The organism is Pseudomonas sp. 67(2021), from assembly GCF_017491835.1.
GTDB classification, from domain to species: Bacteria; Pseudomonadota; Gammaproteobacteria; order Pseudomonadales; family Pseudomonadaceae; genus Aquipseudomonas; species Aquipseudomonas atacamensis.
The window spans coordinates 148,985-161,602 of sequence record NZ_JAFGYL010000003.1 but is presented as its reverse complement, the minus strand read 5'-3'; the positions used below and the strand labels follow the sequence as shown (position 1 = coordinate 161,602).

Sequence of the window (12,618 nt, the reverse complement as noted above, 5' to 3'; positions counted from 1 at the left end):
TGCCATGTTAAGTAGAACTGCCTCGGATCTGTACTGGATGTCGCGTTACCTGGAGCGTGCGGAGAATCTCGCGCGCATGCTCGACATCAGTTATTCGCTGTCGCTGATGCCGCAGGACGGGCGCGGCGACGGTCTGCACGAACTCGCCATGCCGTTGCTGATCACCGGCACCCTGGACGATTACCTTGAACGCCACGGCGACCTGCACGCAGAGCGCCTGCTGCATTTCTTCGCACTGGATGCGGCCAATCCGGCCAGTATCTACAGCTGCCTTGGTGCAGCGCGGGCCAGTGCTCATGCGGTACGCGGGCGAATCACTGCGGACATGTGGGAAAACATCAACGCGACCTGGCTGGAGATTCGCGGCATCGCCGAACAGGGCCTGAGCCGCTATGGCATGAGCCGTTTCTGCGAATGGATCAAGGAACGTTCGCACCTGTTTCGTGGCGCCTCATACGGCACGATCATGCGCAACGACGCGTTTCGCTTCATTCGTCTGGGCACGTTTATCGAGCGCGCGGACAACACGCTGCGCCTGCTTGATGCCCGTTACGAAATGGCCGGCGATCAGGCCGAAGCAGTCAGCGACGGCACGGCGCACGCCTATTACCAATGGAGTGCGCTGCTGCGCGCCTTGTCCTCATTCGAGGCCTACACCGAAATCTACCGAGACGCGCCCGGCGCCCGGCATGTCGCCGAACTGCTGCTGTTGCGCGCCGATGTGCCGCGTTCGCTGCGTGCCTGTACCGAAGAAATCGACCAGATCCTCGCGCAACTGCCAGGCGCCAACGGCCGACCGGCACAACGCCTGGCGGCGGAAATGGATGCGCGCCTGCGCTACACCGGCATCAACGAAATCCTCGAAGAAGGCCTGCACGCCTGGCTGACCGAATTCATCCCGCTGGTGCGCCAGTTGGGCAACGCCATTCACAGTTCCTATCTGGAGGCTGCATGAGACTTTCCATAAGCCACGAGACCACCTATCACTACGAAGATCAGGTGCGCGCGAGCATCCAGTACCTGCGCCTGACGCCCCACGACAGCGAGCGCCAGCATGTCCTCAGTTGGCAACTCGACCTGCCGCGTCCGGTGCGTGCGCAGCTCGATCCGTTCGGCAACATCCTGCATGTGCTGACCATGGACGAGCCGCACGAAGCGATCATCATCGGCGCCCGTGGTCAGGTCGATATTGACGAATTGCGCGAGGCCGAACATGAGAGCCAGTCGGCGCTGCCGTTCCTGCGCTTCACGCGCCTGACCGAAGCCGATGAAGCCATGCGCGAGTTTGCCGCGAAAAACTGCAAGCAACGGCGAGATCGCACCGCGCTGATCGACTTGATGCACGGTCTGAATCAGCACATGACCTACACGCCGGGCTCAACCGAAGTCGACACCAGCGCCGCCGAAGCTTTCGCCGGTCGCGGCGGGGTTTGTCAGGATCATACCCATGCGTTTCTGGCCTGCGCGCGCAGCCTCGGCGTGCCGTCGCGTTACGTGTCGGGTTATCTGTACAGCGAAGATTGCGAGCATCTGGCCAGTCATGCCTGGGCAGAAGCGTGGCTGGATGACGCGTGGTACAGCTTCGACGTGACCAACCAACTGGCGCGCCCGGAGCGACACTTGAAGCTGGCGGTCGGCCTGGATTATCTCGATGCCTGCCCGGTCCGCGGCATGCGCCGGGGCGGCGGTTGCGAGCAGATGCACGCCAAGGTATTCGTCTCGCCGACGCCGGTTATTTCCGTGCAGCAACAATAGCTCGACGCACGCAAAGCCCTGTGGGAGCGAGCCTGCTCGCGAAAGCGGTTCATCAGCCAGCCAACCAGCGACTGACACTCCGCCTTCGCGAGCAGGCTCGCTCCCACAAGGGAGACTGCATCAAGGCTTGGCTTTGCGGCCGGCCATGTGCTTGAGATAGCCCACCAGCATTTCAAGGTCTCCATCCGGCAACACCTGCGCGGAAAACCCCGGCATCTTCGCCTGCGGCCACTGACGCAAACTCTGCGGATCGCGGATGTAGCGCTTCAAGAAATCCGCCCCAAAATACTCGGTCGGGCTATACGGAATATTCAGATCCGGACCGAACTGCGCGTCTCCGGCACCATTCAACCGGTGACAGGCCAGGCAGTTTTTCTGAAACAGGGCAAAACCCTGGTTCACCGGATCATCGGCCTTCAAGGCAGGATCGGGCAGCAGGGCAGGGAAGCGTTGGGCCACTGGCGCCATCAGCTTGATACTGGCGACTTCGAACGGCCACTGTTCGGGGCTGACATTGCCGGCCTGCGGATCGGTCCAGACCAGATAGAACGGCCCGGCGCTGTGCTTGCCGGCAGACAGCGGTGGCCACGGCCGCGCCGGGTCCTCGATTGCCAGCCATGCGCGTGCGCCGTCCTTGTTCAGCAAGGGCGCGGCGGCCAACTCTGCGGCAAAGCCATCCAGTGCCACCGCCTGCAAGTGATCCTCCGGCTTGACCCCCGTCAGCAATGCGGCCAGCGGCACGGCCTGATAGGTCATGTCCTTCTTGTAGGAAACATCATTGTTGATCGTGAGGGTTTGCACATGAGGATGCTTGAGCAGCTCTTCGGTCTGCCAGGTGCGGCTGTTTGCGCCCAACTGCAGATCCAGTTGTGCAGCGGACAAGGGCAAGCTCAGCAGCAAGGTACCGAGCGCAATGAGCGTTTTCAAATGATCGCCGTCCATGTCGTGGGAGTACGCAAAGGTTGGCACAACCACGCTGGCCCGGGTAGCGGGCCAGTCACATTTTCAGTGGCGATATACAGCACGCGACGTTTGAATCAGCCGATGACCTTGGTCAGATTCGGCAAGATCAACAACAGCGTCGTGGCGAAAAGAATGAGTCCTGCTTGACGTACTTTCGGTTGTTTGAACATGGCTTGACCGCCTTTATTGTTATTTCCTGATGCGTGCCTGACCGCATTTCCCTGACGGCACGCGTTGCACTTCCTGTTGAAGCACGCCCGTCTCGGCAAAACCCGACGACGATGGCGTACATCTTCACCTTAGAGCCCACGTCTGCCTTCGCTTAGATCCATTTCATATGGAGTTCTTGGCAAAAGCTCTTAAAACGGCATGAGGCGTATTGCCAGCTTCTTTGCCGCCCGCTGGCTAGACAACTCGGCGACCTGAACCGGTTCACCTGATGACGGTTGACCGTCCGTCTGAGCGTGTGCGTCAAGCGCTTTGAGCAATGTGGTCATTGCTTGCCATTCGGCGCAGGGCGAAAGTGAAGTGACAATAAATCAGGTTCGAGGACGTCATGACTGAAGCTTTGATTTTCGATGCGTTGCGCACCCCGCGTGGCAAAGGCAAGGCCGATGGCGCGCTGCACAGCGTGAAGCCGGTCAACCTGGTGGCCGGTTTGCTGAGCGCCTTGCAGGCGCGCACCGCGCTGGACACCAGTCAGGTCGATGATGTCGTCCTCGGCTGCGTCACGCCGATTGGCGATCAAGGCTCGGACATCGCCAAGACGGCGGTGCAAGTGGCCGACTGGGACGTCAGCGTCGCCGGTGTGCAGATCAATCGTTTCTGCGCTTCGGGTCTGGAAGCGGTGAATCTTGGCGCGATGAAAGTGCGCTCGGGCTTCGAGGATCTGGTGGTGGTTGGCGGCGTCGAGTCGATGTCGCGGGTGCCAATGGGCAGCGATGGCGGCGCCTGGGCGCTGGACCCGCAGACCAACCTGCACAGCCATTTCACCCCGCAAGGGGTCGGCGCCGATCTGATCGCCACCCTTGAAGGCTTCAGCCGGCAGGACGTCGATGCCTACGCGCTGCACTCGCAGCAAAAAGCCGCACGAGCGCGGGCCGACGGCTCGTTCAACAAGTCGCTGGTGCCGGTGCAGGATCAGAACGGCATCATCCTGCTTGATCACGATGAGTTCATCCGCGCCGAATCGACCCTCGAAGGCCTGGGCAAGCTCAAGCCAAGTTTCGAAATGATCGGGCAGATGGGCTTTGACGCCACGGCGTTGCGGGTCTACAGCCATGTCGAGCGGATCAACCATGTGCACACGCCGGGCAACAGTTCCGGAATTGTCGACGGTGCGGCGCTGATGCTCATCGGCTCCGAAGCCAAGGGCCGCGCGCTGGGGCTGCAGCCACGTGCGCGCATCGTCGCCACGGCCGTCACCAGCACAGACCCGACCATCATGCTCACCGGCCCGGCGCCGGCGACTCGCAAAGCGCTGGCCAAGGCCGGACTGCGCGTGCAGGACATCGATCTGTTCGAGGTCAACGAGGCGTTTGCTTCGGTGGTGTTGAAATTCATCAAGGACATGGCCGTCGATCCCGGCAAGGTCAACGTCAACGGCGGCTCGATCGCCATGGGCCACCCGCTGGGCGCCACCGGTTGCGCGATCCTCGGCACCCTGCTTGATGAACTGGAAGCGCGGCATCTGCGCTACGGCCTGGCGACGCTGTGTGTCGGCGGCGGCATGGGCATTGCCACCATCATCGAACGCCTCTGAGCCCCGACTTCAAGGAACCCTGTTATGAGCGAAGCCATTCGTTACGAAAAAGGCCAGGACGGTATCGTCGTGCTGACCATGGACATGCCGGGCCAGAGCGCCAACACCATGAACGCCGTGTACCGCGAGGCCATGGCCGCTTGCGTTGCCCGCTTGCTGGGAGAGAAAGACAGCATTGCCGGAGTAATCATTACCTCCGCGAAGAAGACCTTTTTCGCCGGCGGCGACCTCAATGAATTGATCAAGGTCGGCAAGCCCGAAGCCAAAGCCTTCTACGACATGGTGCTGACCCTCAAGGCGCAATTGCGCAGCCTGGAAACCCTCGGTAAACCGGTGGTCGCGGCGATCAACGGTGCTGCGCTGGGCGGCGGCTGGGAGATCTGTCTGGCCTGTCACCACCGCATTGCTGTTAATGACGCCTCGGTGCAACTCGGTCTACCGGAAGTGACCTTGGGTCTTTTGCCGGGCGGCGGTGGGGTGGTGCGCATGGTGCGCATGCTCGGCATCGAAAAAGCCCTGCCGTACTTGCTTGAAGGCAAGAAGGTGCGCCCGCAACAGGCGCTGCAGGCCGGGCTGATTGATGAATTGGCAGCGGATCCAGATGAATTGCTGGCCAAGGCGCGTGCTTGGATTTTGGCCAATCCGGCGGCAGTGCAGCGCTGGGACGTCAAGGGCTACCAGATTCCCGGCGGCACGCCATCGAACCCGAAAGTAGCGCAGATGCTGGCGATTGCGCCGTCGATCCTGCGCGCGAAAACCCAAGGCACTCTGCCGGCGCCGGAGAAGATTCTGTGCGCGGCGGTGGAGGGCGCTCAGGTCGATTTCGACACCGCGCACCTGATCGAAACCCGCTACTTCACCGAGCTGACGACCGGGCAAATCTCGAAAAACCTGATCGGTACGTTCTGGTTCCAGTTGAACGAGATCAACGCCGGCGGTTCCAGACCGCAAGGTTTTGCACCCTATAAAGCCCGCAAAGTCGGTGTGCTCGGCGCCGGAATGATGGGCGCAGGCATCGCGTTCGTCAGCGCCTCGGCCGGTATCGACGTCGTCCTCAAGGACATCAACCTTGCCGCCGCCGAGAAGGGCAAAGCGCATTCCGCAGCGCTGCTGGACAAGAAAGTTGCCCGTGGCCAAATGACTGCCGAACAACGTGAAGCGGTGCTGGCGCGAATCGTTGCGAGCGAAAGCGATGCCGATCTGGCCGGTTGCGATCTGATCATCGAAGCTGTGTTCGAGGATCGCCAACTCAAAGCCAGAGTGTCCGCCGCCGCGCAACAGGTGGTGGGCGGCGAAGCGGTCATTGCTTCCAATACGTCGACGCTGCCGATCACCGGTCTGGCGACGGCGGTGCCCGATCAAAGCAAATTCATCGGCCTGCATTTCTTCAGTCCGGTAGAAAAAATGCCGTTGGTGGAAATCATCAAAGGTGCGCAGACCAGCGCCGAAACTCTCGCTCGCGGTTTCGATTTCGTTCTGCAAATCAAGAAAACTCCGATCGTGGTCAACGACAGTCGCGGCTTCTTTACCTCGCGGGTGTTCGGCACGTTCACCAACGAAGGCATTGCCATGCTCGGCGAGGGCGTCAGTGCGCCGATGATCGAGACCGAAGCGCGCAAGGCCGGGATGCCGGTCGGGCCTCTGGCAATCTCCGACGAAGTTTCCCTCAGCCTGATGAGCCATATCCGTCAACAGACGGCCAAGGACCTACAGGCTGAAGGGAAACCGCTGATTGAGCACCCGGCCTTTGCCGTGATTGACTTGATGCTCAATGAATTCAAGCGACCGGGTAAAGCTGCCGGAGGCGGTTTTTATGAGTATCCAGCCGGTGCCCAGAAGCATTTATGGCCGGAGCTGAAAACGCGCTTCGAGAAGGCCGACGGACAGATCTCTGCGAAGGATGTGCGTGATCGGCTGTTGTTTGTGCAGGCCATCGAAACCGTGCGCTGTGTGGAGGAGGGCGTGCTGACCTCGACGGCGGATGCCAACGTCGGCTCGATCTTCGGCATCGGTTTCGCCGCGTGGACCGGCGGGGCGCTGCAGTTCATCAACCAGTATGGCCTGAAGGACTTCGTCGCCCGCGCGCAGTATCTGGCCGAGCAATACGGCGAACGCTTTACCCCGCCAGCGCTGCTGCTGGACAAAGCGGCGAAAGGTGAAATGTTCTAGGGCCGGCGAGCATTTCGGGGCTTGCCTTGGCCACGTGTTTCAAGGCAGGCTCTGGGGTGTTCATTATTCCCATCACGTGTCAGGTATTTTTTATGTCGCTGCGCATCTGCATTCTCGAAACCGACATCCTGCGGCCCGAATTGATTGACCAATATCAGGGCTATGGGCAGATGTTCCAGCGCCTGTTCTCGCAGCAACCGATCGCCGCTGAGTTCACTGTCTATAACGTGGTGAACGGGGATTACCCAAGTGACGACGAGACTTTCGATGCGTACCTGGTCACTGGCAGCAAGGCCGATTCGTTCGGCACGGATCCGTGGATCCAGACCCTCAAGACGTACCTTTTGAATCGCTACGATCGCGGCGACAAACTGCTCGGCGTGTGCTTCGGCCACCAATTGCTGGCGTTGCTGCTCGGCGGCAAGAGCGAGCGGGCCTCCCAGGGTTGGGGCGTCGGTACCCACAATTACAAGCTGGCAGCCAAGGCACCGTGGATGAGCCCGGTGCGCGAAGAGCTGACACTGCTGATCAGCCACCAGGACCAGGTCACCGAACTACCGGAAAACGCGACTGTGATCGCCTCCAGCGATTTTTGCCCGTTCGCGGCTTATCACATCAACGATCAAGTGCTGTGCTTCCAGGGCCATCCGGAATTCATTCACGATTATTCGCGCGCGCTGCTCGATCTGCGCCAGGAAGCGCTGGGTTCGCAGATTTACAGCAAGGGTGTCGCGAGCCTTGAGCAGGAGCATCATGGCGCTACCGTTGCAGAGTGGATGATGCGCTTCGTGGCGCACAAACCAGAAACGGCTCAACGCTGAAAGGGCCTGCTCCCACAATCCCTGTGGGAGCGAGCCTGCTCGCGAATATCCGGGGCAACGCGGTCCCGGCTACAGCCACCCCGACCGCTTGAAACTCGCCCACAAACTCACACACCCCACCGCAATAAACCCCAGCACCGCAAAATAACCGTAATGCCAGGTCAATTCCGGCATGTTCTGGAAGTTCATCCCGTAAATTCCCGCCACCGCTGTCGGGAACGCCAGAATCGCCGCCCACGCTGCAAACTTGCGCTGCACCACGCTCTGCCGTGATGCCTCGAGCAACACGCCAATCTCGATGGTCTGGCTGGCAATGTCGGCCAGCGTGCTCAGATCTTCCATTTGCCGCGTCACGTGAATCTGCACATCGCGAAAGTACGGACGCATGTTCTTGTCGATGAACGGGAAACTGAGCTTTTGCAGCTCTTCGCCGATTTCCACCATCGGCGCCGCATACCGACGCAAGCGCACCACATCACGGCGCAAACCGTGCAGCTTCTGAATGTCACGCTCGTTGAGGGCGCTACACAAAACGTTGCGCTCCAGCTCATCGATCTCGGCGTGGATCGCTTCGCCCACCGGCTGATAGTTCTCGATGACGAAATCGAGCAGCGCATACAGGACGAAATCCTCCCCGTGCTCGAGTAACAAAGGGCGCGCTTCACAGCGTTGCCGCACATAGGCATACGACGCGGAGTGGCCGTTGCGAGCAGTGATGATGTAACCCCTGCCAGCGAAAATATGCGTTTCGATGAATTGCAAAACGCCGTTTTCGCGGACCGGCGAGTAGGTGACGATAAACAGAGCGTCACCAAAGGTTTCCAGTTTCGGTCGGCTGTGTTTTTCCAGTGCGTCTTCGATGGCCAGTTCATGCAAGTTGAACTGACGTTGCAGGTTGGATAATTCCTGTGCGTCCGGTTCTTCCAGGCCGATCCACACGAAGTGGCCGGGTTTGGCCGCCCAGGCAGCACCTTCGTCCAGCGCAATATTGGTGACTTTCTTACCCTCGCTGTACACCGCAGCAGCAACAACTCGACCCATGGTGGTGATTCACTTCTTCTTGGCAGATGGCAGGGGAACAAGGCTTCAGCTTAGCCGTGTCGCTGCTTGAGAGTCAGTGAAACTTCTACAGTTCAGCCGGCAAAAGAAAACCCGCACAGGGCGGGTCTTGTTTCACGTGGCTTGCAGTTGCCGATCCATCGATTCGATGCACTCGCGCATCTGCTCGCGGCATCGCTCGATCAGCATGGGCATGTCGTCCATGGTCAATCCGACTGTAGGAATCGCCGGCAAGGAACGTATGAGAACGTTGCCGCTGCGCCAGCGATTCAGGCGCATGTGCTTTATATAGCTGCTCACGCACACCGGAACGATCGGCACGCCGGCGGCAATTGCCATCTGGAACGCGCCTTTCTTGAACGGCAACAAATCTTCACCGAGGTTGCGGGTGCCTTCCGGAAACACCCAGATCGAGGTGTCTTCGTTCTGCAAGGTGTGGGTGGTCGTCAGCATCGACTGCCGCGCCTTGTGCGCATTGCCACGGTCGATCAACACATTGCCGGCCAGCCAGAACAACTGGCCGAACAACGGCACCCACTTCAGGCTTTTCTTGCCGATACACACGGTGCGGCGCGGGACGACATTGCCGAAGACGAACAGATCGTAGTTGGACTGATGGTTGGCGATGATCACGCAACTGTCGGGCTTGTTCATCAAGCCGTTGACCTCGGACTTGACCCGCAAACGCAAGATACACATCGCCGGCAAAGCGTAGAGGCGGGCGCAGAGTCGGCTGTTGTCCGGGTTGAACGGGCGGCACAGTCCAAGGATCACGCCGAGCACGCCGGCCAGAATAAAGTGCAGGCCCATCAACAACATACGAAACACAAACAGCATTTTTGCAGGCCCACCGGGACAAAAGGTGGCGCAGTGTACGGATGTGCACTGTTTTCGGCAATTGCCGCTATAGAGTCCGGAGATGGCCGATGTTTAAGCGCATGTTTCAGTCTTGCCTGTCAGGCGCGTCCTAGAGCTTTCCGCGAATCTTCGACGTATGACGTAAGAAAAAGCCCGACACGAGAGTCGGGCTATTCACTTACCGGCAGATCCTGGACGAGTCAGCCCAGATGTTGCTGATCCTGCAGGATGGCGTCGTCAAGAGTTTCCAGCAGTTGCTTGCGCACTTTCAGCTTGGTGTTCTTGTGCGCGAGCATGTTGATCTTCTTCAACTGCCGCGCGGCAGCCAGCGCGGCGCCTTGCAATTCTTCGGCAGTGACGACTTTGTCGAGGAAGCCTGCATCAACGGCACTTTGCGGATCGAACATTTCGCCATTGATCACCGAACGATGGAAAGCCGAACGCCGCAAGCGATCACGCGCCAGCTCGATACCGGCGTGGTGCATGGTCATGCCGATCTGCACTTCGTTCAGGCCGATGCTGAACGGGCCGTCGACACCGATGCGGTAATCGGCGGACAACAGCAGGAAAGCACCCTTGGCCACAGCGTGTCCCGGGCAAGCAACGATCACCGGGAACGGGTGAGAGAGTAGGCGGCGCGCCAATGTCGAACCGGCTGTCACCAGCGCAACGGCCTCCTTCGGGCCGGCGGTCATCACCTTCAGGTCATAACCACCGGAGAGAATCCCCGGCTGCCCGGTAATGATCACCACGGCGCGATCCGCCACCGCCTGATCCAGCGCCGCGTTAAACGCCGCAATCACATCCGGAGAAATCGCGTTGACCTTGCCATTGTTCAGGGTCAGGGTCGCGATACCGTCTTCGAGGTGGTAGGCAATCAACTCGCTCATGACGCTATTCCTTATTAGAAAGATGGGCAGACGTTACCCACCGCCGCAAGCCAGGTAAAGCGCCGTGACTGACCTGCCAGTCACCATTTTGCGCTTCGGCCAGCGCTGCGCGCATGTTGCCTTCCATAAAGGAAGCGCGCGGCTTACCCGAGATTGGCGGGTTTGCCATCGTCCGCTCTGGCTGAACGCAACGGCCTCTCTTAAGCGCATGAAAATTCTGAAAAAAAGTTTGCCATCGGAAAAGCTTTCGACTACATTAGCGCGCCTCGACAGACAGAACATGTCTGCAGAGATACGGTGAAGTGTCCGAGTGGCTTAAGGAGCACGCCTGGAAAGTGTGTATACAGGAAACTGTATCGAGAGTTCGAATCTCTCCTTCACCGCCACATTCAGTGAACACAAACCCCTGATTTTCCTAGAGAAAGTCGGGGGTTTGTGGTTTTTGGCGTCTGGAAAATGGTGACGTGGGACCGCTGATGTTCGGCATCTATGAACGTGTCTTAGCGATCATTCTCTCTCCAAAGCTATACAAACCCCTGTCACCCGTCGAAATCTCCTACACGCCTCATTGACCCCCCGAACCGTCCCGAGTTTACTGTATGCGCATACAGTAAATTCACTATCAGGTTCGTATCATGAGCGTCACCATCCTCGGCCCTTTGTCAGGCGCGGGCGAAAAGCTTGCGCTGTATTCGTTTCGGATTCCCGCCGGTTTTCCTTCGCCGGCGGCTGATCACATTGAAAAGCACATCTCTCTGGACGAGGTTTTTGATATTCGTGCACCGCACGTTTATCTGGCGAAGATCGAAGGCGAGAGCATGCAGGACGCGGGGATATTTTGCGGTGATCTGGTGATCGTCGATCGCAGCCTGAATGCCGAGCACGGCGATATCGTCATCGCCGGTCTCAACTCCGAACCTGTCTGCAAGCGCCTGCACATGCGCGACAACACCATCATCCTTCTTTCGGCCAACAGCAAATACCCGCCTCGCTATGTGATGGAAGGGGATGAGCTGGTGATCTGGGGTGTGGTGACTTACAGCGTGCGCGACCATGGAAAATCGTGAGCAGGTCTTCGCGCTGATCGATTGCAACAGCTTCTATGCCAGCTGCGAGCGAGTGTTCCGGCCCGATCTGGCGAAGACGCCGATTGTCGTGCTGAGCAATAACGATGGCTGCGTGATTGCCCGGAGTTATGACGCCAAGCCCTTTGTGAAAATGGGCGCGCCGTATTTCCAGATTCGCGATGATTTGCGCCGCCATGGCATTCAGGTGTTCAGCAGTAATTACGCCTTGTACGGCGACATGAGCGAGCGGGTGATGACGATCATCGAATCCATGGTGCCGGCGGTCGAGGTGTACAGCATTGATGAGGCGTTCGCCGATCTCAGCGGCATCCCTGGGGACCTGACCGCGTTTGGCCGCACCATCCGCTCTGCTGTTTATAAGCGCACCGGCATCCCGGTCGGCGTCGGCATCGCCCCCACGAAAACGCTGGCCAAGCTCGCCAACCACACCGCGAAACGCCTGCAAGCGCATACCGGTGGCGTGGTCGACATCTGCGATCCGTCCAAACGCGACTGGGTGCTGCGCAATACCGATGTCGGTGAAGTGTGGGGCGTCGGGCGGCGGATGAAAGCTCATCTGGAAAGCATGCAGATCAGAAGCGCGATGGACCTGGCGAAGGCCGATCCGTGGACGCTGCGGCGCAAGTTCAGCGTGGTGATCGAAAAGACCGCGCGCGAACTGGGTGGCACATCCTGTCTGGAACTGTCGGAAACAGAACCGCCGAAGCAGGAAATTTGCAGCAGCCGCATGTTTGGCAACCGTTTGACTACCATCGAGCCGATCAAGGAAGCCGTGGCGACTTATGTGCATCGAGCGGCGGAAAAGCTGCGTGCTCAGAATTCGCTGTGCAAAAAGATCCGCGTGAGTATCCGCACCGGCATGTTCAATCCGGAAGAGGCGAAGTACGCCAATGGCGCGCTGATCGAGTTGCCTTATCCGACCAATGATGTGCGGTTGCTGAGTAAGGTGGCGAGCGAAGCGATCGATCGATTGTTCCGGCCGGGCTTCAAGTACAGCAAGGCTGAGGTGCTGTTGATGGATCTGCGACAGCCCGGAGAATTTACCGAAGACCTGTTTGCACAGTCCCAACCTCAAGCGGCGGAGAGGGTGATGGGCGTGCTGGACCAGATCAATCAGCGCTGGGGGCATGGAACGTTGCGAGCGGGGAGTGTGCCGGCTGATCCGGCCTGGGGCATGCGGCGGGAGATGATGAGCTCGAGTTTTACGACGAAGCTGGATCAATTGTGGGTCGTTAAATCTAATTGAGGCACGG

At 59.3% G+C, this 12,618-nt stretch carries 12 protein-coding genes and 1 tRNA gene; 9 read left to right on the top strand and 4 right to left on the bottom strand.

What is annotated here, in order from left to right; all coding sequences use genetic code 11:
* Positions 1-4: 4 nt before the first annotated feature.
* Positions 5-955, top strand: a complete 951-nt coding sequence (locus tag J5M66_RS06295; RefSeq protein WP_016773788.1) for an alpha-E domain-containing protein — start codon at positions 5-7, stop codon at positions 953-955.
* Positions 952-1,755: a transglutaminase family protein gene (locus J5M66_RS06290; RefSeq protein ID WP_024012233.1), complete on the top strand. Its 804-nt coding sequence runs from the start codon at positions 952-954 to the stop codon at positions 1,753-1,755. Before J5M66_RS06295 ends, J5M66_RS06290 begins: the two co-directional genes overlap by 4 nt.
* A 120-nt stretch (positions 1,756-1,875) precedes the next feature.
* On the opposite strand, the gene J5M66_RS06285 is transcribed toward J5M66_RS06290, so the two are convergent.
* The gene (locus tag J5M66_RS06285; protein WP_207807463.1) at positions 1,876-2,697 is read right to left on the bottom strand and encodes a cytochrome c; all 822 of its coding nucleotides are present in this window, start codon (positions 2,695-2,697) and stop codon (positions 1,876-1,878) included.
* Between the two features lie 577 nt (positions 2,698-3,274).
* On the opposite strand from J5M66_RS06285, the gene J5M66_RS06280 reads away from it, so the two are divergent.
* The 3 genes from J5M66_RS06280 (at position 3,275) to J5M66_RS06270 (ending at position 7,470) form a co-directional block, all read left to right on the top strand.
* A complete protein-coding gene (locus tag J5M66_RS06280; protein ID WP_123443418.1) occupies positions 3,275-4,480 on the top strand; it encodes an acetyl-CoA C-acetyltransferase in 1,206 nt (401 codons plus the stop codon).
* Between the two features lie 24 nt (positions 4,481-4,504).
* Positions 4,505-6,649, top strand: coding sequence for a 3-hydroxyacyl-CoA dehydrogenase NAD-binding domain-containing protein (locus tag J5M66_RS06275; RefSeq protein WP_207807414.1), 2,145 nt, complete (start codon positions 4,505-4,507; stop codon positions 6,647-6,649).
* A 92-nt stretch (positions 6,650-6,741) separates the two neighbouring features.
* Positions 6,742-7,470, top strand: a complete 729-nt coding sequence (locus J5M66_RS06270; RefSeq protein ID WP_207807413.1) for an amidotransferase — start codon at positions 6,742-6,744, stop codon at positions 7,468-7,470.
* A gap of 69 nt (positions 7,471-7,539) precedes the next feature.
* On the opposite strand, the gene J5M66_RS06265 is transcribed toward J5M66_RS06270, so the two are convergent.
* From J5M66_RS06265 to J5M66_RS06255, 3 genes are all read right to left on the bottom strand, one after another.
* Complete coding sequence (locus J5M66_RS06265; RefSeq protein WP_016773794.1) at positions 7,540-8,511, bottom strand: magnesium and cobalt transport protein CorA; 972 nt, start codon at positions 8,509-8,511, stop codon at positions 7,540-7,542.
* Positions 8,512-8,643: 132 nt separating this feature from the next.
* Entirely contained in the window at positions 8,644-9,366 is a 723-nt protein-coding gene (locus tag J5M66_RS06260) for a 1-acylglycerol-3-phosphate O-acyltransferase (protein ID WP_207807412.1), read from the bottom strand.
* A 221-nt stretch (positions 9,367-9,587) separates the two neighbouring features.
* The gene (locus tag J5M66_RS06255) at positions 9,588-10,277 is read right to left on the bottom strand and encodes a crotonase/enoyl-CoA hydratase family protein (protein WP_076566844.1); all 690 of its coding nucleotides are present in this window, start codon (positions 10,275-10,277) and stop codon (positions 9,588-9,590) included.
* Between the two features lie 64 nt (positions 10,278-10,341).
* Here J5M66_RS06255 and J5M66_RS06250 point away from each other — a divergent pair, with 64 nt between their 5' ends.
* The 4 genes from J5M66_RS06250 to J5M66_RS06235 all read left to right on the top strand — a co-directional run bounded on the left by J5M66_RS06250 (position 10,342) and on the right by J5M66_RS06235 (position 12,611).
* A complete protein-coding gene (locus tag J5M66_RS06250; protein ID WP_207807411.1) occupies positions 10,342-10,578 on the top strand; it encodes a hypothetical protein in 237 nt (78 codons plus the stop codon).
* Positions 10,574-10,663: transfer RNA gene (locus J5M66_RS06245), tRNA-Ser, on the top strand. Before J5M66_RS06250 ends, J5M66_RS06245 begins: the two co-directional genes overlap by 5 nt.
* Before the next feature lie 249 nt (positions 10,664-10,912).
* Positions 10,913-11,344 (top strand): translesion error-prone DNA polymerase V autoproteolytic subunit, encoded by a 432-nt coding sequence (umuD, locus tag J5M66_RS06240; protein WP_122602836.1) that lies wholly within the window; start codon positions 10,913-10,915, stop codon positions 11,342-11,344.
* Entirely contained in the window at positions 11,331-12,611 is a 1,281-nt protein-coding gene (locus tag J5M66_RS06235; RefSeq protein ID WP_207807410.1) for a Y-family DNA polymerase, read from the top strand. The genes umuD and J5M66_RS06235 overlap by 14 nt, the downstream gene beginning before the upstream one ends.
* The last annotated feature ends 7 nt before the right edge of the window (positions 12,612-12,618 follow it).